The sequence below is a fragment of the Streptomyces sp. NPDC021224 genome (assembly GCF_044332905.1).
GTDB lineage: Bacteria > Actinomycetota > Actinomycetes > Streptomycetales > Streptomycetaceae > Actinacidiphila.
In genome coordinates this window covers 1,043,958-1,065,875 of sequence record NZ_JBIRPW010000001.1, presented here as the reverse complement: position 1 = coordinate 1,065,875, position 21,918 = coordinate 1,043,958, and the positions used below count along the sequence as shown (strand labels likewise).

At 72.8% G+C, this 21,918-nt stretch carries 18 protein-coding genes, 1 tRNA gene and 2 pseudogenes; 12 read left to right on the top strand and 9 right to left on the bottom strand.

The genetic code is table 11. The annotated features are described in order from the left end of the window. The first annotated feature begins 20 nt into the window (after positions 1-20). Positions 21-947 (top strand): ATP-binding cassette domain-containing protein, encoded by a 927-nt coding sequence (locus ACH4PY_RS04720; RefSeq protein WP_398175856.1) that lies wholly within the window; start codon positions 21-23, stop codon positions 945-947. 62 nt (positions 948-1,009) lie between these two features. Continuing rightward, entirely contained in the window at positions 1,010-2,548 is a 1,539-nt protein-coding gene (locus ACH4PY_RS04715) for an ABC transporter permease (protein WP_398176090.1), read from the top strand. Between the two features lie 69 nt (positions 2,549-2,617). On the opposite strand, the gene ACH4PY_RS04710 is transcribed toward ACH4PY_RS04715, so the two are convergent. From ACH4PY_RS04710 to ACH4PY_RS04690, 5 genes are all read right to left on the bottom strand, one after another. After that, positions 2,618-3,859, bottom strand: a complete 1,242-nt coding sequence (locus ACH4PY_RS04710; RefSeq protein ID WP_398175854.1) for a cytochrome P450 — start codon at positions 3,857-3,859, stop codon at positions 2,618-2,620. Continuing rightward, entirely contained in the window at positions 3,856-4,689 is an 834-nt protein-coding gene (locus tag ACH4PY_RS04705) for an MBL fold metallo-hydrolase (protein WP_398175852.1), read from the bottom strand. The genes ACH4PY_RS04710 and ACH4PY_RS04705 overlap by 4 nt, the downstream gene beginning before the upstream one ends. After that, positions 4,686-5,630, bottom strand: a complete 945-nt coding sequence (locus tag ACH4PY_RS04700) for an NUDIX hydrolase (protein ID WP_398175850.1) — start codon at positions 5,628-5,630, stop codon at positions 4,686-4,688. Before ACH4PY_RS04700 ends, ACH4PY_RS04705 begins: the two co-directional genes overlap by 4 nt. Before the next feature lie 72 nt (positions 5,631-5,702). After that, positions 5,703-6,170, bottom strand: a complete 468-nt coding sequence (locus tag ACH4PY_RS04695) for a RidA family protein (RefSeq protein ID WP_398175848.1) — start codon at positions 6,168-6,170, stop codon at positions 5,703-5,705. Further along, the gene (locus ACH4PY_RS04690; protein ID WP_086020382.1) at positions 6,167-6,331 is read right to left on the bottom strand and encodes a DUF4177 domain-containing protein; all 165 of its coding nucleotides are present in this window, start codon (positions 6,329-6,331) and stop codon (positions 6,167-6,169) included. The genes ACH4PY_RS04695 and ACH4PY_RS04690 overlap by 4 nt, the downstream gene beginning before the upstream one ends. Positions 6,332-6,505: 174 nt before the next feature. On the opposite strand from ACH4PY_RS04690, the gene ACH4PY_RS04685 reads away from it, so the two are divergent. Beyond that, the gene (locus ACH4PY_RS04685) at positions 6,506-7,648 is read left to right on the top strand and encodes an ArsA-related P-loop ATPase (protein ID WP_398175846.1); all 1,143 of its coding nucleotides are present in this window, start codon (positions 6,506-6,508) and stop codon (positions 7,646-7,648) included. Positions 7,649-7,661: 13 nt separating this feature from the next. Then, entirely contained in the window at positions 7,662-8,999 is a 1,338-nt protein-coding gene (locus ACH4PY_RS04680) for an ArsA family ATPase (protein ID WP_398175844.1), read from the top strand. Between the two features lie 96 nt (positions 9,000-9,095). Here the strand turns inward: ACH4PY_RS04680 and ACH4PY_RS04675 are convergent, their stop codons facing one another. Further along, entirely contained in the window at positions 9,096-9,428 is a 333-nt protein-coding gene (locus ACH4PY_RS04675; RefSeq protein ID WP_398175842.1) for a WhiB family transcriptional regulator, read from the bottom strand. A 375-nt stretch (positions 9,429-9,803) separates the two neighbouring features. Between ACH4PY_RS04675 and ACH4PY_RS04670 the strand changes: the two genes are divergently transcribed. After that, the gene (locus ACH4PY_RS04670; protein WP_398175840.1) at positions 9,804-12,086 is read left to right on the top strand and encodes a transglycosylase domain-containing protein; all 2,283 of its coding nucleotides are present in this window, start codon (positions 9,804-9,806) and stop codon (positions 12,084-12,086) included. Between the two features lie 81 nt (positions 12,087-12,167). Here the strand turns inward: ACH4PY_RS04670 and ACH4PY_RS04665 are convergent, their stop codons facing one another. Then, complete coding sequence (locus tag ACH4PY_RS04665) at positions 12,168-12,629, bottom strand: GatB/YqeY domain-containing protein (RefSeq protein ID WP_398175838.1); 462 nt, start codon at positions 12,627-12,629, stop codon at positions 12,168-12,170. Positions 12,630-12,703: 74 nt separating this feature from the next. On the opposite strand from ACH4PY_RS04665, the gene ACH4PY_RS04660 reads away from it, so the two are divergent. Continuing rightward, positions 12,704-13,669, top strand: coding sequence for a metallophosphoesterase (locus tag ACH4PY_RS04660; protein ID WP_398175836.1), 966 nt, complete (start codon positions 12,704-12,706; stop codon positions 13,667-13,669). Positions 13,670-13,686: 17 nt separating this feature from the next. Next, a tRNA-Pro gene (locus ACH4PY_RS04655) sits at positions 13,687-13,760 on the top strand. Positions 13,761-14,030: 270 nt separating this feature from the next. Here the strand turns inward: ACH4PY_RS04655 and ACH4PY_RS04650 are convergent. Further along, positions 14,031-15,152, bottom strand: a pseudogene (locus tag ACH4PY_RS04650) (LacI family DNA-binding transcriptional regulator); the annotation flags it as partial. 405 nt (positions 15,153-15,557) lie between these two features. Next, positions 15,558-15,759 (bottom strand): annotated as a pseudogene (locus ACH4PY_RS04645) (helix-turn-helix domain-containing protein); the annotation flags it as partial. A gap of 346 nt (positions 15,760-16,105) precedes the next feature. Here ACH4PY_RS04645 and ACH4PY_RS04640 point away from each other — a divergent pair. From ACH4PY_RS04640 to ACH4PY_RS04620, 5 genes are all read left to right on the top strand, one after another. After that, on the top strand, positions 16,106-16,579 hold the full coding sequence (locus ACH4PY_RS04640; RefSeq protein ID WP_398175834.1) for a hypothetical protein: 474 nt from the start codon (positions 16,106-16,108) through the stop codon (positions 16,577-16,579). Positions 16,580-16,904: 325 nt separating this feature from the next. After that, positions 16,905-17,840, top strand: coding sequence for a hypothetical protein (locus ACH4PY_RS04635; RefSeq protein ID WP_398175832.1), 936 nt, complete (start codon positions 16,905-16,907; stop codon positions 17,838-17,840). Positions 17,841-17,977: 137 nt separating this feature from the next. Then, positions 17,978-18,823: a DUF2637 domain-containing protein gene (locus ACH4PY_RS04630; RefSeq protein WP_398175830.1), complete on the top strand. Its 846-nt coding sequence runs from the start codon at positions 17,978-17,980 to the stop codon at positions 18,821-18,823. A gap of 296 nt (positions 18,824-19,119) precedes the next feature. Further along, entirely contained in the window at positions 19,120-20,088 is a 969-nt protein-coding gene (locus tag ACH4PY_RS04625; protein ID WP_398175828.1) for a hypothetical protein, read from the top strand. A gap of 7 nt (positions 20,089-20,095) precedes the next feature. Next, positions 20,096-21,790: a relaxase/mobilization nuclease domain-containing protein gene (locus ACH4PY_RS04620; RefSeq protein ID WP_398175826.1), complete on the top strand. Its 1,695-nt coding sequence runs from the start codon at positions 20,096-20,098 to the stop codon at positions 21,788-21,790. Positions 21,791-21,918 lie beyond the last annotated feature (128 nt).

Below are 21,918 nucleotides of genomic sequence, written 5' to 3'. Positions count from 1 at the left end.
GATAGCGTAGATTCCGAAGCATGAACCGGGCAATTCACGTGGCCGGACTGGTCAAGACGTTCGGCCGCACCCGCGCACTCGACGGGCTCGACCTGTCCGTCGCCACCGGCGAGGTGCACGGCTTCCTCGGGCCCAACGGGGCCGGGAAGTCCACCACCATCCGCGTCCTGCTGGGCCTCATCCGGGCCGACGGCGGCACCGCCCGCCTGCTGGGCGGCGACCCGTGGCACGAGGCGGTCCCGCTGCACCGGCGCCTGGCCTACGTGCCGGGGGACGTCACGCTGTGGCGCAACCTCAGCGGCGGCGAGATCATCGACCTCTTCGGCAGGCTCGGCGGCGGCGCCACCGCCGCCCGCAGGAACGAACTGCTGGAGCGCTTCGAGCTGGACCCGACGAAGAAGGGCGGCGCGTACTCCAAGGGCAACCGGCAGAAGGTCGCCCTGGTCGCCGCCTTCGCCTCCGACGCCGAGCTGATCGTCCTCGACGAGCCGACGTCGGGCCTGGATCCGCTCATGGAGGAGGTCTTCCGCGACTGCGTGCGCGAGGCGCGCGACCGCGGCGCCACCGTGCTGCTGTCCAGCCACATCCTGGGCGAGGTCGAGGCGCTGTGCGACCGGGTGAGCATCGTCCGCGCGGGCCGCACGGTGGAGTGCGGCGCCCTCGGCGAGCTGCGCCACCTCACGCGGACGACGGTGACGGCCGAGCTGGACCGCGTCCCCGACGGCCTCGACGCCCTGCCCGGCGTGCACGACACGACGGTCGACGGCTGCCGCGTCACCCTCACCGCCGACAACGACCGGCTCGCCGACCTGCTGCGCACCCTCGCCGACTGCGGTGTACGCGCCCTCACCAGCCGCCCGCCGACGCTGGAGGAGCTGTTCCTGCGGCACTACACCACCGCCGCGCCCGCACCCGCCCCGCTCGCCGCCCCCGGCGGCGCCCGGTGAGCACCCTCGCCCCCGCGGGCACCGCGACCCTGACCCGGCTGGCGCTGCGCCGCGACCGGATCATGATCCCCGGCTGGGTCTACGCCATGGCCGCGACCGTCGCCGGCAGCTGCGCCTCCTACCGCTCGCTCTACGCCGACCAGGCCGAACGCACCGACTTCGCCCGCAGCACCAACGCCAGCGGCCCGCTGCGCGCCTTCTACGGCCCCGTCCACGACGCCCACAGCGTCGGTGCCCTGACCGCGTGGCGGCTCGGTGTCATCGGCGCCGCGCTGACCGCGCTGATGAGCATCCTGCTGGTCGTCCGGCACACCCGCGAGGAGGAGGAGACCGGGCGCCAGGAGATGCTCGGCTCCACCATGGTCGACCGGCGCGCGCCGCTGACCGCCGCCCTGTCCGCGGCGCTGGCCGCGAACACCGGCGTCGCCGTGGCCGCCGCCGCCGGGCTGACGGTGCTCGGCCAGGGCCTCGCGGGCTCGGTCGCGCTGGGCCTGCAACTGGCCGCCGCGGGCCTCGCCTTCGCGGGCGTCGCCGCCGTCGTCGCCCAGCTCACCGGGACCGCGCGGGCCGCCCGCGGCCTGTCCGGGGCGCTGCTGGGCGCCGCCTTCCTGCTGCGGGCCGCGGGCGACGCGGCCCGCCCGGACGCCTCCTCGCCGCTGGTGTGGGCCTCCCCGCTGGGCTGGCTGGAGCACCTGCACCCGTACGCGGGCGAGTCCTGGTGGGTGCTCGCGCTGCCCGCCGCCTTCGCCGCCGGGTGCTGCGCTCTCGCCTACGCCGTGGTGGAGCGGCGCGACATCGGGGCGGGCCTGCTGCCCGGCAGGCCCGGCCGCGCCACCGGGACGCTGCGCGGGCCGCTCGCCCTCGCCTGGCGGCTCCAGCGCGGCAGCCTGCTCGGCTGGGGTGCGGGCCTGGTCGTCGCTGGGGCGGTCTACGGCTCGGTCACCGACTCCGTCGGCGACATCGTGGGCGACAACCACCAGGTCGACGACATCCTGCACCGTATGGGCGGCCACAGCGGCCTGACCGACGCCTTCCTGTCCACGGTCGTCGGGGTGTACGGCGTCGCGGCGGCCGCCTACGCGGTGCAGAGCCTGCTGCGGCTGCGCGCCGAGGAGACCGGCGGCGGCGCCGAGGCGCTGCTCGCCCACCCGGTGGGCAGGCTCCGCTGGGCGGCGGGCCATCTGCTGCACGCGCTGCTCGGCCCGGTCGCGCTGCTGGCCGCCGCGGGCGCGGCGACGGGCCTGGCGTACGGGCTGAGCGTGCACGACGTCGGCGCGCAGCTGCCGCGGCTGACGGGCGCGGCCGTCGCCCAGGCCCCCGCGGTGTGGGTCCTCGGGGGCCTGGGCCTGGCGCTCTTCGGGCTGCTGCCGCGCGCGGCGGCCGCCGCCTGGGGGCTGCTGGGCGCGTGCGTGCTGCTCGGGCAGTTCGGGCAGGTGCTGCGGCTGCCGCGGGCGGTGAGCGACCTGTCGCCGTTCACCCACCTCCCCGACCTGCCCGGCGCCCGCCCGGACGCGGCCCCGTACGCCTGGCTGCTCCTCGCCGCCGCGGCGGCGGTCGCGGCGGGCCTGACGGGGCTGCGGCGCCGCGACCTCACGGGCTGAGGCGGCCGGGAAACGAGCGGGCAGGCGGGCGGCGCGGGCTCACGGCACGGCCCCGCCGGGCCGACCGGCTCACCAGGTGACGAGCAGCTCGCGGATTCCGCGGATGACGTAGTTGGGGCGCCAGGCCGGCTCGGCCACCGGCTTCATCCCGGGGGCGTCGCGCAGGAACGCGCCGAAGGAGGCGGCCAGCTCCAGGCGGGCCAGCGGGGCGCCCAGGCAGTAGTGGATGCCGGCGCCGAAGCTGACGTGCTTGTTGCCGGCCGCCGGGCGGGTGACGTCGAAGCGCTCGGGGTCGTCGAAGCGGGCCGGGTCGCGGTTGGCCGAGCCGAACAGCAGGGCCACCTCGGAGCCGCGCGGGATCACCGTGCCGCCGACCTCGATGTCCTCCAGCACCCACCGCTCGAAGAGCTGGAGCGGCGTGTCGTAACGCAGGACCTCCTCGACGCCGTCCGCGAGCGCGTCCGGCGAGGGCGCGGCCGCGGCCTGCGCCATGAGCCGCAGCTGGTCCGGGTGCCGGAAGAGATGCAGCCAGCCCAGCGCGGTGGTGTTGACGGTGGCCTCGTGCCCGGCGTTGAGCAGCAGCGCGCAGGTGGAGACCATCTCCTGCTCGCTCAGCACGTCGCCGTCGTCGTGCACCGCGATGAGCGCGCTGATCAGGTCGTCGCCGGGGTCGGTGCGGCGGGCCGCGATCAGCTCGCGCAGGTAGGCGGAGAACTCCTCGCTCGCCGTCACCGCCGCCCGCGCCGCGTCCGGGCCCGGGTTCAGCTCGTACATCGCCGTCATGCCCGCCGACCAGGGCCGCAGCAGCGGGCGGTCGGCGGCCGGTATGCCCAGCATCTCCGCGATGACGGCCACCGGCAGCGGCTCGGCCACGGCGGCGTGCAGATCGCCGCCGCCCTCCGCGTACAGCGCCCCGACCAGCTCGTCCGCGAGCCGCTGCACGACCGGTGCCAGCTCCTCCACCCGGCGCGGGGTGAAGGCCTTGGCGACGAGCCGCCGGATCCGGGTGTGCGCGGGCGCCTCCAGGTCCAGCAGCCCGTTGTCGTTGAGGACGGTGAAGGGCTCCAGCTCGGGCGGCGGCGGGGTGCGGCCGAAGTCCTCGTGGCTGTAGCGGTGCAGATATGTACGGCCCAGGCGGCGGTCCCGCAGCAGGGCGCTGACGTCGTCGTGGTGCGGGATCAGCCACTGCCGGGTCGGCTCGGACCACAGCGCGCGGCCGGCCGCGCGCAGCTCCCGGTAGGCGGGGTAGGGATCGGCGACGAAGGCGGGGTCGCGGGGGGTGAAGACATCGTTCAGGGTGAAAGTGCTCATGGCTGTTCGATCAGTCCGTGCTCTCGCAGGTAGTCCAGTTGGGCGCGCACCGACAGCTCGGCCGCCGGCCACAGCACGGGGTCGACGTCGGCGTAGACGTGGGCGACGACGTCCGCGGGCGTGCGCAGGCCCGCCTCGACGGCGGTCTCGACCTGGGCGAGCCGGTGGGCGCGGTGCGCGAGGTAGAACTCGACCGCGCCGCGCGCGTCCCCCAGCACCGGCCCGTGGCCCGGCAGCACGGTGTCCGCCTCGCCCGCGACGGTGAGGGCCTGGAGGCGGCGCAGCGAGGCCAGGTAGTCGCCGAGCCGCCCGTCGGGGTGGGCCACCATCGTCGTGCCGCGGCCCAGCACCGTGTCGCCGGTGAGCACGGCCGCGTCGGCGGGCAGCAGGAAGGACAGCGAGTCCGAGGTGTGGCCGGGCGTCGCGACGACCCGCAGTTCCAGGCCGCCGGTCGTCACCGTGTCGCCCTCGGCCAGGCCCTCGTCGCCGAGCCGCAGCGCCGGGTCCAGTGCCCGCACCGCGGTGCCGGTCAGCTCGGCGAAACGGGCCGCGCCCTCGGCGTGGTCCGGATGCCCGTGCGTGAGCAGCGTCAGCGCGACGCGCTTGCCCGCGTGCTCGGCGGCCGCGACGACCGCGGCCAGGTGCCCCTCGTGCAGCGGCCCCGGATCGACGACGACGGCCAGGTCGGAATCCGGCTCGGCGAGGATCCAGGTGTTGGTGCCGTCCAGCGTCATCGGCGAGGGGTTCGGGGCGAGCACGCACAGCGCGCGGGCCGTCGCCCACCCGCCGACCGCCGCGTGCGGCGCCCCCGGCGCCGTCCCCGCGCTCACCGGTCCGCCGCCTGTCCGCGTATGAGGCCGGACTGTACGGGGTCGGGCTTTACGGGGTCGGGCCGTACGGGGTCGGGCCGTACGTGACGGGGCTGCGCGGGGTCGGGCCAGCTCAGCAGCACCGTGCCCGCCTCGTCCACGGTGGCCGTCGCCATGACCGGTGCGAGGTCCCGCTTTTCTGTCGCGGCGAGCGCGTCCGCCGCGCGGCCGTACGGCAGCAGGTCACGCAGCATCGTGATCGTCGGCGGGAGCATCGTCAGCTCACCCCGGTCGAAGGCGGCGACCGCGTCGGGGGCCGTGAGCCACACCGTACGGTCGGCCTCGCCGGACACGTCCCGGGTGCGCTGGCCCGCGGGCAGGGCGGCGAGGAAGAACCAGGTGTCGTACCGCCGCTCCTCGAACTCCGGGGTCACCCAGCGGGCGCACGGCCGCAGCAGATCGCTGCGCAGGGCCAGGCCGCGGCGGTCCAGGACCTCCGCGAAGGACACGTCGTGACGGACCAGAGCGGTGCGGTCGGCCTCCCAGTCGGCGCCGGTCGTGTCCTCGACCAGACCCGCGCCGTCCGCCGGACCGGCCAGCAGCACGCCGGACTCCTCGAACGTCTCGCGCACCGCCGCGCACACGATCGCCTGAGCCGCGGCCGGCTCCACCCCGAGCAGCGCGGACCACTCCGTGAGGCCGGGCCCGGCCCAGCGCACCGGGCGCTCGTCCCGCGGATCCACCCCGCCGCCGGGGAAGGCGTACATCCCGCCGGCGAAGGCCATCGACGTGCGCCGCCGCAGCAGGTGGACGGCGGGGCGCCCGCCGGACACGTCGTCCCTGAGCAGCAGCACGGTGGCCGCGCGGCGCGGTGTCGCGGGGGTCAGCTCCCCCCGGGCCAGGGCCCGCACCCGCTCGGGCCACCCCGGCGGCTGGCCCGCCGCGCCGTTCGTCACCGTCATGAGCCGGACTCTACGTGGCGGGACCGTTTTGTACGAGGGTGCGCTGTGCGCTGCCGCGCGGGGTGCGCGTTCTCAGGGGAGGAGCTCGACCTGGATCTCGACCTCGACCGGCGCGTCCAGCGGAAGGACCGCGACCCCCACCGCGCTGCGCGCGTGCACGCCCTTCTCCCCGAGGACCTCCCCGAGAAGCTCGCTCGCCCCGTTGACGACAGCCGGCTGCCCCGTGAAGTCGGGAGCGGACGCGACAAAGCCCACGACCTTGACGACACGCGCGATGCGGTCGAGGTCGCCGGCGACGGACTTGACCGCCGCGAGAGCGTTCAGCGCGCAGACCCGCGCCAGCTCCTTCGCCTCCTCGGGCGTGACCTCGGCCCCGACCTTGCCGGTGGCCGGCAGCTTGCCGTCCACCATGGGCAGCTGGCCCGACGTGTACACGTACGCCCCGGACCGTACGGCCGGCTGGTACGAGGCCAGCGGCGGGACGACCTCGGGCAGTGTCAGGCCCAGCTCGGCGAGCCGGGTGGCGACGGCGCCGCTCACGCGTCCTTCTCCCGCTTGAGGTAGGCCACCAGCTGCTCGGGGTTGTTGGGGCCGGGCACGACCTGGACCAGCTCCCAGCCGTCCTCGCCCCAGGTGTCGAGGATCTGCTTCGTCGCGTGCACGAGCAGCGGCACGGTCGCGTATTCCCACTTCTTCGCCATGGCGCGACCTTATCGCCTCGCCCGCCGCCGGACCGGGCGCCCGGCGGGGCGGGCCGGAGCCGCGAGGCGCGGGCCGCAGCCGGGGCCGGAAACGTGACGACCGTCGCACGCGAAACCGCCACGAGCATCTCTCCCAGCACCACCCTGCCGCGGGGAAGGAATTAGGCTCGCCAGGTGAGCGCTCAACAGTCATCCGCCGTCAGGCTCCACATCGTGACGGGCAAGGGCGGCACGGGTAAGACCACGGTCGCCGCCTCGCTGGCGCTCGCCCTCGCGGCGGAGGGCCGCCGGGTGCTGCTGGTGGAGGTCGAGGAGCGGCAGGGCATCGCACAGCTCTTCGAGACGGAGGCGCTGCCGTACGAGGAGCGCAGGATCGCCTCGGCGTCCGGCGGCGGCGAGGTGCACGCGCTCGCCATCGACGCCGAGCTGGCGATGCTCGACTACCTGGACATGTTCTACAAGCTGGGCCGCGCGGGCCGGGCCCTGCGCAAGCTCGGCGCGATCGACTTCGCCACCACCGTCGCCCCCGGCATCCGGGACGTGCTGCTCACCGGCAAGGTGTGCGAGGCGGTGCGGCGCAAGGACAAGGCGGGCTGGCCGGTCTACGACGCGGTGGTGCTGGACGCCCCGCCGACCGGCCGCATCACCCGCTTCCTGAACGTCAACGACGAGGTCGCGGGGCTCGCCCGGATGGGCCCGATATACAACCAGGCGCAGTCGGTGATGCGGGTGCTGAAGTCCCCGCAGACCGCGATCCACCTGGTGACGCTGCTGGAGGAGATGCCGGTCCAGGAGACCATGGACGGTGTCGCCGAGCTGCGGTCCGCCGGGCTGCCGGTCGGCGCGGTGATCGTCAACATGGTGCGGCCGGTGCTGCTGGCCGACGGTGACATCGCCAAGGCCGCCGCCGACAGCGGCGCGGTGGCGGCGGGCAAGCGGCGTACCGCGGTGGCGAAGGCCCTGTCGCAGGCGGGCCTGGGCGGCGCGCGGCGCGGCGGGGTGGCCGAGCGGCTGGTGGACCCGCTGCTGGAGCAGGCCCACGAGCACGCCCAGCGGGTGGTGCTGGAGCGCGAGCAGCGCGCCGAGATCGCCGCGCTGGGCCTGCCGGTACGCGAGCTGGAGCTGCTGGGCGACGGCGTCGATCTCGGCGGCCTCTACCGGCTGGCCGACAGCCTGCGCAAGCAGGCCGTACCCGGCGTCCCCGCGGCCGGCGGCGTACCGGCGGACGTACCCGGCGACGTATTCGAGGACGTACCGGACGGCGAACCGAGCGGCGAACCGGACGACGACGCCACGGCCGAGGACGACGACGCGTGAAGCGAGTGGTGACATGAGCCTGGAGAGCCCCGAGCTGGAGATCGACCCGCTGCTCGACGACCCGAAGACCCGGATCGTCGTGTGCTGCGGCTCCGGCGGCGTCGGCAAGACCACGACCGCCGCGGCGCTGGGCGTGCGCGCGGCCGAGCGCGGCCGTACCGCGGTGGTGCTGACCATCGACCCGGCGCGGCGGCTCGCACAGTCGATGGGACTGACCGAGCTGGACAACACACCGCGTGAGGTGGCTGGAATCGATCGGTCGGCCGGCGGCTCACTGCACGCGATGATGCTGGACATGAAACGGACGTTCGACGAGGTCGTGGTCCAGCACTCCGACCCGGAGCGCGCCAGGGCCATCCTGGAGAACCCGTTCTACCAGTCGCTGTCGGCCGGATTCGCCGGTACGCAGGAGTACATGGCGATGGAGAAACTGGGCCAGCTGCGCGCACAGGACGCGTGGGACCTGATCATCGTCGACACCCCGCCGAGCCGCAGCGCGCTGGACTTCCTGGACGCACCCAAGCGGCTCGGCTCCTTCCTCGACGGCCGCTTCATCAAACTGCTGATGGCGCCCGCGAAGGTCGGCGGCCGGGCCGGGGTGAAGTTCCTGAACATCGGGATGTCGATGATGACCGGCACCCTCAACAAGGTCATGGGCGCCGGCCTGCTGCGCGACATCCAGACCTTCGTGGCCGCGATGGACACCATGTTCGGCGGCTTCCGCACCCGCGCCGACGCCACGTACCGGCTGCTCCAGGCGCCCGGTACGGCCTTCCTGGTCGTCGCGGCCCCGGAGCGGGACGCGCTGCGCGAGGCGGCGTACTTCGTGGAGCGGCTCGCCGACGAGGACATGCCGCTCGCCGGGCTCGTCCTCAACCGGGTGCACGGCAGCGGCGCGGCCCAGCTGACGGCGGAACGGGCGCTCGCGGCCGCGGAGGCGCTGGAGGACGCGGCGGCGGAAGCTGCGGAGGAGAGCGCGCACACGGCGCGGACCGGTGAGCGTGACGTGGCTCTCACCGAAAAAAATCCGGACCGCCGCATTGTGGATCACGGGGCCGGGCATGCTGATTCCCGGCAGGACCGACCGGACGACGCCGGTACGGCCGACGCAACCGAGGGCGCGGGCGACACCGCTACGGCCGGCACCGAGCGGCTCGCTGCGGGTCTGCTGCGCCTCCATGCCGAACGCATGCAGGTGGTCGCGCGTGAACGACGCACCCGCGACCGCTTCGTGTCCGTCCACCCGGAGGTGCCGATGGTAGAGGTCACCGCCCTGCCGGGCGATGTGCACGACCTGGAGGGCCTGCGGGCCATCGGGGACGAACTCGCGGAGGGGCCCACCGCGGCCTGATCCTCGTTCGAGCGGGAGCGCGGGCGAGGGCGCGAGGAGGACGCGGAGCCGGGCGCTGCCGGAGGCGCGGAGCCGGACTGAGCCGGAGACGGGAGGTCAGCCCGCCGCGGCGTAGTCGTCCTCGTCGCCGAGCGGCAGCAGGCCGGTGCTGCGCTCGTACTCGGTCCGCGCGGTCTCCAGCAGTCTGCGCCAGGATGTGACCGTTGGGCGGCGGCGCAGCAGCGCCCGGCGCTCGCGCTCGGTCATACCCCCCCACACCCCGAACTCGACCCGGTTGTCGAGCGCGTCCGCCAGGCACTCGGTGCGTACCGGGCATCCGGTGCACACCGCCTTCGCCCGGTTCTGTGCCGCGCCCTGGACGAAGAGTTCGTCCGGGTCCGTCGTCCTGCAAGCCGCCTGCGTGCTCCAGTCGGTAACCCAGCTGCTCATGCTGGCGCCGTCCTCTCCCGAATTCGAGGCTCCCCCACGGCGGCACGCGGCATATTCACCGCTGCCAGATGAGGACGTTACGGAAGGTAGGCGCGGCGCAACAGCCCTTTCAGGCCCAATCTTGCATGGCCCGAATGGACTATGCGTGCGCGGCAGATCACCCAACGGAGTGACCGCAGGTGCGCGTCGGGCATATGGGGCGCCCTACGCCATATGTGGGCGCCATATGCGCGCGCACGCCAACAGCCATCACCCACACGAGTGATGACGAAGGCGGACTGTGGACACGGGCGCGCCGACGTTCGCACCCTGTCTGTTACAGACTAGGCGAACACCTGGGCGTACGTCCGGGGATTCGCCACGTAGGCTGCCTTCATGGCTCACAAGCGTTCTGGCGGGGGGCTGTCCTCGGCCCAGCAGGCCGCCAAGTTCCTCGGCGTCAGTGTTCTGGCCGGCGCCGTCCTGGCGGGCATCGCACTGCCCGCGGTCGGCGCGATAGGCCTGTCCGCCAAGGGCACCGCCTCGGGCTTCGACGACCTGCCGGGTGAGCTGAAGGCCCCGCCGCTCAGCCAGGCCTCGAAGATCCTCGACCGCAACGGCGGCCTCATCGCCACGGTCTACTCGCGTGACCGCACGGTCGTCCCGATCGAGAAGATGAGCCCGAACATCCTGAACGCCATCGTCGACATCGAGGACGCGCGCTACTACGAGCACGGCGCCCTCGACCTGAAGGGCATCCTGCGCGCCCTCAGCAACAACGCCTCCGACGGCGGCACCCAGGGCGCGTCCACCTTGACGCAGCAGTACGTCAAGAACGTCTTCGTGGAGGAGGCCGGCGACGACCCCGACAAGGTCGCCCAGGCCACCCAGCAGACGATCGGGCGCAAGATCAAGGAGATGAAGTACGCGATCCAGGTCGAGAAGGAGCTCGGCAAGAAGAAGATCCTGGAGAACTACCTCAACATCACCTTCTTCGGCGAGCAGGCCTACGGCATCGAGGCCGCCTCGCAGCGCTACTTCAGCACCTCCGCGAGCAAGCTCACCCTGCCCCAGGCCGCGATGCTGGCCGGCATGGTGCAGTCGCCCAGCCGCTACGACCCGGTCACCAGCCCGGACGCCGCCCTCGCCCGGCGCAACACGGTGCTCATGCGGATGGGCCAGCTCGGCGACATCACCCCGGCGCAGGCGGCCGCCGCGCAGAAGCAGCCGCTGGGTCTGAACTACAAGGGCTCGAAGAACGGCTGCATCACCGCCGTCAACGGGGCCGGCTTCTTCTGCGACTACGTGCGCAACACGTTCCTGACGAACGCCGCCTTCGGCAAGACCAAGGCCGACCGGCAGAAGGCGTGGGACACCGGCGGTCTGACGATCACCACGACGCTCGACCCCAAGGCGCAGAAGTCGCTGCTCAAGGGCCTGAGCGAGCACGTCTACCAGAGCGACAAGTTCGTCGCCGCGGACACGATGGTGCGCCCCGGCACGGGCGAGGTCGTCGCCATGGGCCAGAGCAAGCCGTACGGCTTCGGCAAGAACCAGACGCAGATCAACCTCTCGGTCGACAAGGCCATGGGCAGCAGCGTCGGCTTCCAGCAGGGCTCGACCTTCAAGCCGATAACCGCCGCCGCGGCCCTGGAGGCCGGGTTCAAGCCCGACCAGGCGTACGAGTCGCCCTACCACATGGACCGCTACCCGGACGTCACCAACTGCTCGGGCGAGACCATCCACGCCGGGCCCAACGAGGGCACGCAGAACGAGAGCACGAGCGAGGTCGGGCCGTACTCGATGCCCGACGCGCTCAAGCACTCGATCAACACCTACTTCGTGGCGCTGGAAGCAGACGTCGGCCTGTGCCCGGTCGTCACCATGGCGGGCAAGCTCGGCATCGTCCGGGCCGACGGCAGGGCCATGGTCCAGGGCGCCTCGCTGACCCTGGGCACCAACGAGGTCTCGCCGCTGTCCGTCGCCGCCGCCTACGCCGCCTTCGCCAACCGGGGCGTCTACTGCACCCCGATCGTGATCAAGGCGGTCAAGGGTCCGGACGGCAAGGCGATGCAGGTGCCGAAGAGCCTGTGCAGCCGCGCGATGTCGCAGAACACCGCGGACACGATCAACAGCATGCTCAAGGGCGTCGTCGACGACGGTACGGGTTCAAAGGCCGACCTGCCGGGCCGCGACACGGCCGGCAAGACCGGTACGACCGACGACCGCAGGGACGCCTGGTTCGCCGGCTACACCCCGCAGCTCGCCTCCGCGGTCTGGCTGGGCGATCCGTTCGGCGCGGGCCCCGGCGGCAAGCGCCTGTCGATGCAGTACGGCGCCACGGAGAACGGCGGCGACGGCCACGGCCACGGCGGCATAAAGGTCAAGATCGGCCCGGAGACCTTCACGAAGGTCGAGGGCGCGACCGGCCCCGCGCCGATCTGGAAGGACGCGATGTCCGGCGCCCTGGACGGCACGGACAACGAGCACTTCATCACGGTGCAGCTGCCCGGCTCGGTCCCCCGCAACAACGCCCCCGGCCAGGGCCAGAACCAGCAGCCCCCGACCAACGGCGGCGGCGTGCCGACTCCTCCGGACTTCAGCTTCCCGCCGTTCAACGGCGGGGGCGGCGACAACAAGGGCGGCGGCGGAAACGGCCGCGGCGGGAAGGGCCCGTAACGGCGGGTCGGTGAGCCACAGGTAAGGGGCGCCCTCCCATGGGGGGCGCCCCTTACCTTTGCTCTGCGTACGGGGTGGGGCTCAGCCGGCGGCCAGCTGGCGCTTGACCTCGGCGGCGACACGGCCGCCCTCCGCGCGCTTGGCGACCTTCGGGTTGACAACCTTCATCACGGCGCCCATGCCCTTCGGTCCCTGCGCGCCGGTCTCGGCGATGGCGTCCCGCACGATGGCGGCGATCTCCTCGTCCGTGAGCTGCTGCGGCAGATACGCGGCGAGCACCTCGCCCTCGTCCCGCTCGCGCTGCGCGGACTCCGCGCGGCCGCCCTGCTCGAACGCCTCCGCGGCCTCCCGCCGCTTCTTCGCCTCGCGGCCGATCACCGTCAGGACCTCGTCGTCGGACAGCTCCCGGGCGGTGGTGCCGGCGACCTCCTCCTTGGTGATGGCGGTGAGGGTGAGCCGGAGAGTCGCGGAACGCAGCTCGTCCCGGCCCTTGATCGCCGAGGTGAGGTCGTCCTTGAGCCGCTGCTTGAGGGTCGTGGTCATGCCGTCGATTTTCGCACCCCGGGACGGGCACCGCCCCGTATTAAGAGTCACGGCGACTCTGACACGATGGAGGCATGCGCGCGCGATACGGAGTACCCCTGGGTGTGACGGCGGCAGGCGCGGCCTGCCTGGCCTATGCGGCGGGATTCGAAGCGAGGTCCTACCGGCTGCGCCGGGTGGAGGTCCCGGTGCTCCCGCGGGGGATGCGGCCGATCCGCATCCTCCAGGTGTCCGACATCCACATGGTGTCCGGCCAGCGCAAGAAGGCCCGCTGGCTCCAGTCCCTCGCGGGCCTGCGCCCCGACCTGGTCGTGAACACCGGCGACAACCTCTCGGACCCGACCGCCGTCCCCGAGGTGCTGGACGCGCTGGGCCCGCTGATGCGCTTCCCGGGCACGTACGTCTTCGGCTCGAACGACTACTACGGCCCGAAGTTCCGCAACCCCGGGCGCTACCTCGTCGAGAAGGCCCGCGGCCAGCACGGCCTCAACGGCAAGAGCCACAGCGCGCACGGCGTGATCCGCAACCCCTGGGGCGACCTGCGCGACGCCTTCGACGCCGCGGGCTGGGTGGGCCTGAGCAACAGCCGCGGCCAGGTCAAGCTCGACAACGGCCCCGTCCTGGGCCTGACCGGCCTGGACGACCCGCACATCAAGCGCGACCGCTACTCCGCGGTGGCCGGCGGCCCCGACCCGTCCGACGACTTCACCCTCGCCCTGGTCCACGCCCCCTACCTGCGCGTCCTGGACGCCTTCACGGCCGACCGCTACCCCCTCATCCTGGCCGGCCACACCCACGGCGGCCAGCTCTGCATCCCCTTCTACGGCGCCCTGGTCACCAACTGCGACCTCGACACCGACCGCGTCAAGGGCCTCTCCACCCACACCGCGACCGGCTCCACCTCCTACCTCCACGTCTCCGCAGGCTGCGGCACCAACCGCTACACCCCCCTCCGCTTCGCCTGCCCCCCCGAGGCCACCCTCCTGACCCTGACCCCCACCCCGGAAACCGGATTTCGCCCTCAGCCCCGCGTCCGCTAAAGTTAACCCCGTTGCACCGGGGTGTGGCGCAGCTTGGTAGCGCGCTTCGTTCGGGACGAAGAGGCCGTGGGTTCAAATCCCGCCACCCCGACTGGTGAACACGCAGGTGAGGGGCGGTCTTCCGTTGAGGGAGACCGCCCCTCACGGCGTTTCCGGGGGGCCTTGGGAGAAAATTGGGAGAAGATCTTGGTCGGGGGCTCTCTTCTTCCGCCCTCTGGCCTGGTCTTTCCCTCGCTCTGAGGAGCGCGTCGAGCGCCGCTACGGGTGAGCGGGGGCACATCTCGCGACGGGCTTGGAGCGCGTCCTCCCACTGCTCGGTGAGCGCGTCCAGGAGCCGGGCGCGCATGCGCGGGGTGACGTGGGAGTAGCGGGCCTGGACGGAACCGTCCTCGTGGCCGAGCCGTTCGTCCATGAGCTTGGGCGGGGTGCCGGCCTCCTCCATGATCGTCCGGTGGGTGTGCCGGAGGCCGTGCGGCGTCAGGCCCGGGGCGATCGGGACCCAGCAGGCTTGTGCCCGGTTGGCGGCGCCCCTGCCGCGGGCGGGGATGCCGGGCCAGGGCTCGGCGAGGAGGGGGACGGGGTGGGCGTCGTAGGGGGCTCGGGTCGGGTAGGCACCCGTGGTGGCCGGATAGAAGAGCCACGAGGCGAAGCCGCTGCGCCGCCAGTGGGGCGCGAGTTCCCCTGAGCTGGCGTTGCGGACGTACCCGAGCTCGGTGATGGCGGCCTCCACTCGCGCCCGCCTGTCCTCCGAAACGCTGTCGGGCCAGTTGAGGACGTTGGAGACGGTCCCGGCCGAGACCCCGGCCTTGCGGGCCACGTCAACGATCTTCGCGCCGGGCCGACGTTCGGCGCCGTTGGCGGCGCTGTAGCCGTTGAAGGCGTACCGCAGCCCGTGGCAGCCGCAGGGCTCGGGCCGCTTGGCAGCGACGTGCCGGGAGAGCAGCCCCGTCAGGAAGTCGGGGGTGTCGATGGTCCGGTAGGAGTCGTCCTTGGGCGGGCACCGGTGGAACTCGCCCCCGTCCAGCTCGTAGAGCTGCCACTCGACGCGGAGGGAGCCGGGCCGGATGAACTGCGTCTCCAGACCCATGAGTTCGCCCCACCGGATGCCGGTGTAGCCCTTGGTGACGAGGGCGACGAACTCGTCGTCCCGCCCGGTGAGCAGCGCGGCGCGCTCGGCGATGAGCACGATGCCGAGCGCGTCGGTGATCACCTTCTCCGGCCCGCGGTTGCGCGAACGCCCGGCGCGCTTGCCGCGCCCTCGGCGCCTGGCGGCGGGGTTCGTCTCGCGCAGCCCGTCGTCCACGGCGTCCCCGAGGATCAGATGCAGGGTGCTGCGCCAGGTCTTCAGGGTGGCGGCCGCGTATCCCCGCCCCCGCTCCCGCCGCTCCCACTGTTCGACGTGGTGCCGGTTGATCTCGCCGACCTCCAGGTCGTTGAAGTACGGCAGCAGGTGCTCCTCGATGTGCCGCCGGTAGTTCTGCATGGTGGAGAGGGCCAGGTCCTGTGCGGCGTACCACCGGTTGGCGTACTCCCCGAAGGTGATCCGCGCGGCGGCCGGGTCATGCCACCGCCCACCGCGTACCTTCGCCTCTTCCTCGTTGGCGGCTTGCTCGGCAGCCCGCTTGGTTCGGAAGCGCAGCAGCTCGCCGTTGCCGTCGGCGAGGGTACGGTACTTGCCGGGCGCGACCTTGTATCGAGCGCGCCAGTAGTCGCCGCGCTTCTCGCCGTATCCCATGTCTGGCTCCTTCCGGTGTGGTGGTCTGGGGTCCTGCGGGTGCCCGCCGTCGCCGCGGCGGCCGGGCGTTGAGCCGGGGCTCGGCCGCAACCGGCGCGGCGCGGGCCGGTCGGTACGGCGCCCGGGCGGAGGGCAGGGTGCCGGCGTCGGGCGGGGCAAGCGGCCGTTCCTCGAAGATGCGGATGATTTCGGCCAGGTGTTCGGCGGTGAAGCGGTAGCTACCGCCGAGCCGGGTGAACGGAATCCGGCGACGTCGGGCCTGCTCCTTGACCCACCACTCGGAGCAGCCGAGGACGTCGGCGATCTGGGCGGGCCGGTAGAGCGCGGGCAGGTCGTCAGGAGGGGGAGGAGGCATGGCAAACCTCATGACGGCGCGGGCGTGTGCCGTCAGCAGTCAGGGGATGGTCGGACGAAGACGCCCCGAACCCGAGAGGCATCGACTGAGTCGGGTCAGACCAGCGTTCTGGAACGCCGATTGAGGGCCGGGCGCGACGGGACCGACGAGCGCATGAGCCCTCCCTTCTCGGCGCTACGTGCACGGGCGGTCGGTTGGCGGAGGTGCTGTTGTACCTCGCGGTCACGGCCGTGCGGAAGCGGATTCGCGTACGAGTTCGCCCTGGTCGGGCGGTCGTCGCGGGACGGTAGCACGAAAACCCGGACACGCCCCTGGCGGAGGGGATCGCGTGCAGTAGAACAGCGACATGGATCCCGTACTGCTCGAACAGCGGCTGGACGACGCCTTCGACACCGCCGTCGTGCACCACGGCTACACCAGCTACTTGCGCGACTACGAGGTGATCGTTTACGCGACAGCGGATCCCAGCACAGGCATCGAGCCGACCCACCTCCGATACCTCTTCAGGTACTGCGTCGAGGCCCGGTGTGAGACCACGGTGCGGCCCGACGTCTGGCGGATCTCGCTGGACGAGCGCCTCATCGACCACGAGACAGGCGTCGACCTCGACGGATATGTCTGGGGCGTGAAGTGGCACGGCCTCTACCCGGGTGCCACGATCCTTCCCGAGTCGGAGACGACCCGTCGCTGGAGGCAGGCCGTTGGCATCGACTTCCACGAGGTACGCCTGGAGACCAACGCGCACAGCCTCACCCTGGTCTTCTCAGACCTCCAGGTCACCCAGGTCCCGATCGGATACGCCCCCTTCACCACGGATTGACCGACCAGGTCGTGAACGTGCATCAGGGCCCACGACAATGCACGGATCTGGCAGCTGAGACCAGTCCGGGAAAAGGGTGTACCGTGCCGCTCCCACCGCCGGGCCGAGCCCCGGCCACCCACCGAGGGAGGACGCCATGCGCACGCTTCAGACCCGCGGCGTCTTCCTCGCTCACGGGAGGAACGTTCCGCCGGGCAACAAGACGCCCAAGAGCAGTCGATCTTGGGCGAACCGCGTGGTACGTTCTGTCACCAGTGAACTTAATAGGGTGACCCCGGCAGCGCGCCAACGCTCCGGGGTCCGGCACAAGGAGTGGTACCTCCTCATGCAGATCCATCGTATCCGCCACGCGCGCGGCTTCACGGTCCTGCCCAACACGCTGCTACAAGATCGGCGGCTGTCCTACACCGCCCGCGGCCTGCTCGCCGACCTCCTCTCCCGCCCCGACGGCTGGCGCGAGGACGGCCGCCACATGGCCGACACCAGCCCCCAGGGCCGCCTCGCGGTGGCAAAGGCCCTGCGCGAGCTGACCGCCTTCGGCTACTACCGCGTCGAACGGGTACGCCGCCCGGACGGCACCTTCGCCAGCGAGACCCACGTGTACGACACCCCGCAGGTGGGACCGGGGGCCGTACGTCCGGGCTCCGGTCGACCGGCCACCGCCGACCGTGGCGCCCACCCCGTAAAGGACCGTGGGAAAGAACCCACCCTCCCCGCGCAGCGGACACCGACCGGCGTCGTACCCGGCGCGGGTCGGGGAGGGCGGCGGGAAATCCCGTCCACGCCCCTCGCCCAGGCCGAGCCGCCGAACGCGACGAGCACCGAAGCGGCTGCTCTCCTCCACCGCATGACCGCAGCAGAGCCGCGCCTGCGCCTCGGCGCGGCAGAGGCCATGACGCTCGCACCCCTGGTGACGCCCTGGCTGGAGCGCGGCCTCGGCCCGCGTGACCTCTCCCCGGCCCTGCTCAGCGGCCTGCCCGAACGGGTCCACAGCGCGTCGGCCTTCCTGCGCGACCGCCTCACCCGCAAGCTGCCCCCGGCACCAGAGCCGACCACCGCGCCGCCGAAGCCCCGCTCTCACGAGTGCGCCGGCTGCGCGCGCCCTATCCCGTACGAGGGCACCTGCCGCACCTGCGCCGCAGCGGACGCCCCACCGCCCGACGCCGTAGACGAGCGCGCCCGCACCACCGCCCGGGGCCGAGCCCTGGTCCGCGCCGCCCTCACCAGCCGTCCCGGCACGCTGACCGGCGCAAGAGCCTGACCTCCTCCTTCGCGGCCGACGCCGCCCCGCGCCCGTCCCTGCCCTGACGCGCGCCTCTCCCCCGAACCGCCGGGCGCTGCCGCCTGCCCGCGCCGACGCGCGCGCTGCGCCGCCCACCGCCATGCCTGGAGTCCCGCATGCCCACGTCCGTGTCGCCAACGCCCTCCGCCCCGATACCCGAGCGCACCCGACGGCGCCGCGCCCGACCGCTCGACAGCCTCGCGATCCTGCTGCTGGGCGGCTCCGCGTGCACGCTGTCCTTCGATGCCCTGCGCCAGGTCGCCCTGGCCGCCCACGTACGGCCCGTCCTCGCCTACCTCTTCCCGATCATCATCGACGGCTTCATCGGCTACGGCGTCCGCGCGATCCTCCTCCTGCGCGACGCACCGCCAAGCGCCCGCCGCTACGCCTGGACGCTCTTCGCCGCCGCGAGCACCGCCAGCCTGTGGGCCAACGCCCTGCACGCCATCCGCCTGAACTCCCCCGGCACCCACACCCTGGTCCTGGGCAACGCCCCCGTCGGGGTGCTCTCCACGATCGCCCCGCTGGCCCTCGGCGGCGCCACGCACCTCCACATCCTGGTCACGCGGCACGCTCCCTCGCCGGAATCCGCTTCGACTGGAACCCCGAGCCCGGGTCCGGCCGTTACGGAGCAGCTTCCGGCGGCCACTTCGCCCGCGCCTAGCGGGAAGGCACCGGCCGAAACCTCCGGCCGGAAAGCGGCGCCCACCCGCCGTACTGCGCCGAGCCGTCCACGCACCCGGACCGGCACCGGACGCCCCGGACGACGAGCCGACGCCAGCATCGACGAACTGGCGACCGTCATCGCGACCGCGTACCCCGATTCGGCCCAGGTGAGCCGGGCCGAGGCTCGCGAGGCGATCCAGGCCGCCGGTCTCTCGGCCGGCAACGACCGAGTCGCCCAAGCGGTCGCCGGCCTGCGGAAAGACCAAGCAGCCCGGCCGCACCCACCAACCGACTGACCCAGCATCGGCCCCGAGGTAGTGAAAGGGGGTGGGGTCACGGATACCCAATCCAGTCCCGAGCTGGCTGCCGGGGACCTTCCCACCCACCCCCTATGGCCGCGAGTCCCTCACGATCTCCGTCCGGCCCACACACCCCGCACCGTAGCCCCGGCCACTGACAGGGCTGCCTGCCCAACGCTGCATCGCAGCTTGCCGAATCGAGCCGACGTGTCTGCCCACCTGCGGAAATCTCCCGCTGTCGCCACCAGGAGCCGACTACTACCCCTGCTCCTGGCGGAGCAAGTTGTCCCGGGATGAGTCATCCCGGGAAGGCGCCCGCCCCAGGGGTGGCGGACCCGCCCGACGCCGCCCTCCCGAAGCGGGCGGCGTCGGCTCTCGGCCCAGGGGTGCCGAGCAGGACCTACGACGACACCGCGCCCACCCCGCACCCCACCGCCCCCTCGACCTTCAACTCCACCGAAGCCATCGCGCACCACCGCCGACGCCTCGCCGTACCGCGCCGCCACCGCGTCGACCCCTGCTTCAGCGACGACGAATGGACGGAGATCACCGCGGCAGCCAGGGCCTGCCGACTCACGCCCGGCGGCTTCACGAGCGCCGCAGCCGTCGCCTACTCCCGCGCCGACCGGCGCACCAGCCTCGGCGACGAACGCCGCCGCCTCGAAGCCCTCATGGAGGCCAACACCGCCCTCCACGCGATCGGCGGCAAGCTCAACTCCCTGGCCCACTTCGTCAATTCCGGCGGCTCCCCGAACCCCGAACCGGCCGTCCGCCTCCTCGAACGCGTCGCCCTCGCCGTCGCCCGCGTCACCTCGGCCGTAACCACCCTCCCCACGGCCGCAACGAAACAGTCGTCCCACCCCCTGAGGCCAGCCGCCGACATCACCCACCACCACCGACAGCGATCTCAGACCGCCCGCCGGAACCGCACCCACCCCTGTTTCAGCGACAGCGAATGGGCCGACCTCACCACCGCGGCGAGCGCCTGCGGCCTCAAGCCCGGCGGGTACGCCGCAGCTGCCGCACTGCTGGCCGCACGCACCCCGAACCCGCGGGCGGCCATCGCGGACACGCGCCGCCAGCTCGAAGAGCTGATGAACGCCAACCGCCAGCTCGCCGCCGTCGGCAACAACCTCGCCCAGCTCCTCCCGCACCTCACCGCCCCCGACCTCCTCCACATTCAGGCTCAACGCGCCCTCGCACTAGTCCGCGACGCCCTCGACGCCGTCGACACCACGGCAGCCGACATGGCGGGGAAGTAGCGAACCGGTGATCCCGAAGATCACGACAGGCACGGGCGGCACGTACGGCCTGCTCACGTACCTCTACGGCCCCGGCAAGGCCAACGAGCACACCGACCAGCACATGGTCGCCTCCTGGAACGGCTTCGCGCCCGACCCCGGCCCCACCGCCGTCCGCGAGGCCATCACGAAGCTCGCCCGCCAGCTCGACCTCCCGGTCAAGTCCCTCCCCCACGAGCAGCGCCCGAAGACGACGATCTGGCACTGCTCCGTCCGTACCGCCGTCGACGACCGCCCGCTGACCGACGCCGAGTGGGCCACCGTCGCCCGCCGCATTGTGCACGCCGCCGGCATCGCGCCCGAAGGCGACGCGAAGGCCTGCCGCTGGGTCGCCGTACGCCACGCGCCCGACCACATCCACATCGCCGCCACCCTAGTCCGCGAGGACGGCCGCACCGCCCGCCGCAACTTCGACAAGCGCGCCGTCCAGACCGAGGCCCGAGCCATCGAGAAGGACTACGGCCTGCGCGAACTCCACCCGGGCGACGGCACCGCGGCAAAGCGCGCCACCAGCGCAGAACGCCACAAGGCCGACCGCCGCGGCCTCGACCGTCCCGCCCGCGACCAGCTCCGCGACGCCGTCCGCCGCGCCCTGGCAGGAGCGACGACGGAGGAGGAGTTCTTCCACCGCCTCACCGCGCAGGGCGTACGGACCACCAAGCGCGTGGCCCCTTCCGGCAACGTCACGGGCTTCACAGTCGCGCTCCCCGGCGACCGCAACCGCGACGGCAAGCCCATCTGGTTCTCCGGCTCGAAGCTCGCCCCCGACCTGTCCCTCCCCCGCATCCGCGAACGCCTGGCCGCCAGCGATAACGCCTCCGTCGCAGGAATCACCGACCCAGCCCGCGCCCGCCGTACCGGAACCACAGCCACAGCAGACGCCCTCCGTATCCTGGCCCAGGACAGCGACGGATCCGCAGCCGACCAGCTCACCGGCATCGGCGAAGTCCTCGACGCCCTCGCCCAGACGAGCGCGGCCCACACTCGCACCGAACTCCAAGCGGCAGCTCGCACCTTCGAACGAGCCACGCGCTCCCACATCCAGGCGGCGAACACCCACAACCAGGCCCTACGCAAGGCGGCCCGCGACCTCATCCAGTCCGGCCCGGCCCTCGGCAAGGGCGAAGACGGCGCGGCAACGGCCATGCTCGTGGGCGTCCTGATCACGGCCGCCGTGATGGCAGCCCACTGGCACGCCGCCCGCGGCCACGCCCAACAAGCAGCAGCCGCCCACGAGACGGCCACCCACCTCCGTACGGCCTACGGGGCAGCAGCCACCGCGCCCCTCACCACACTGCGCGCCACGGGCCAGACGCTCCCAGCCCCCGCCCGCCACCAGGCGGCGGCAACCGTCCAAACGGTGCTGCCCAACGAAGCGGCCCGCATCCAGGCCGAACCCAACTGGCCAGCCCTGGCGGCCACCCTCACCGAAGCCGCCCAGACCGGCCACGACCCCGTCGCTCTCCTCCACAGGGCTGTGGACAACCGCGAACTCACAACGGCCGGCTCCCTGACCGACGTCCTCCTCTGGCGCCTCCGCCACGAGGCTGGCCTCCCCGCAGCCCCGACGCCCGCACCTCAGCGCCAAAGCCAGCGCCCGCCCCCTCCACCTACCGCCCCCGCGCTTCCCCTCCCAAGCCAGGCACCGACTCGAAGGAGGTGATCACCAACGCCGGCCATCTCCCACAGCCGGCCACCGGAACACTGGTGATCGTGCAGCAGACCCACGCAGCCCGCGCCATGGCCGAGGTCACCCCGATGCCCGAGCCACCTTCCTCGGCGGCAGCGTTT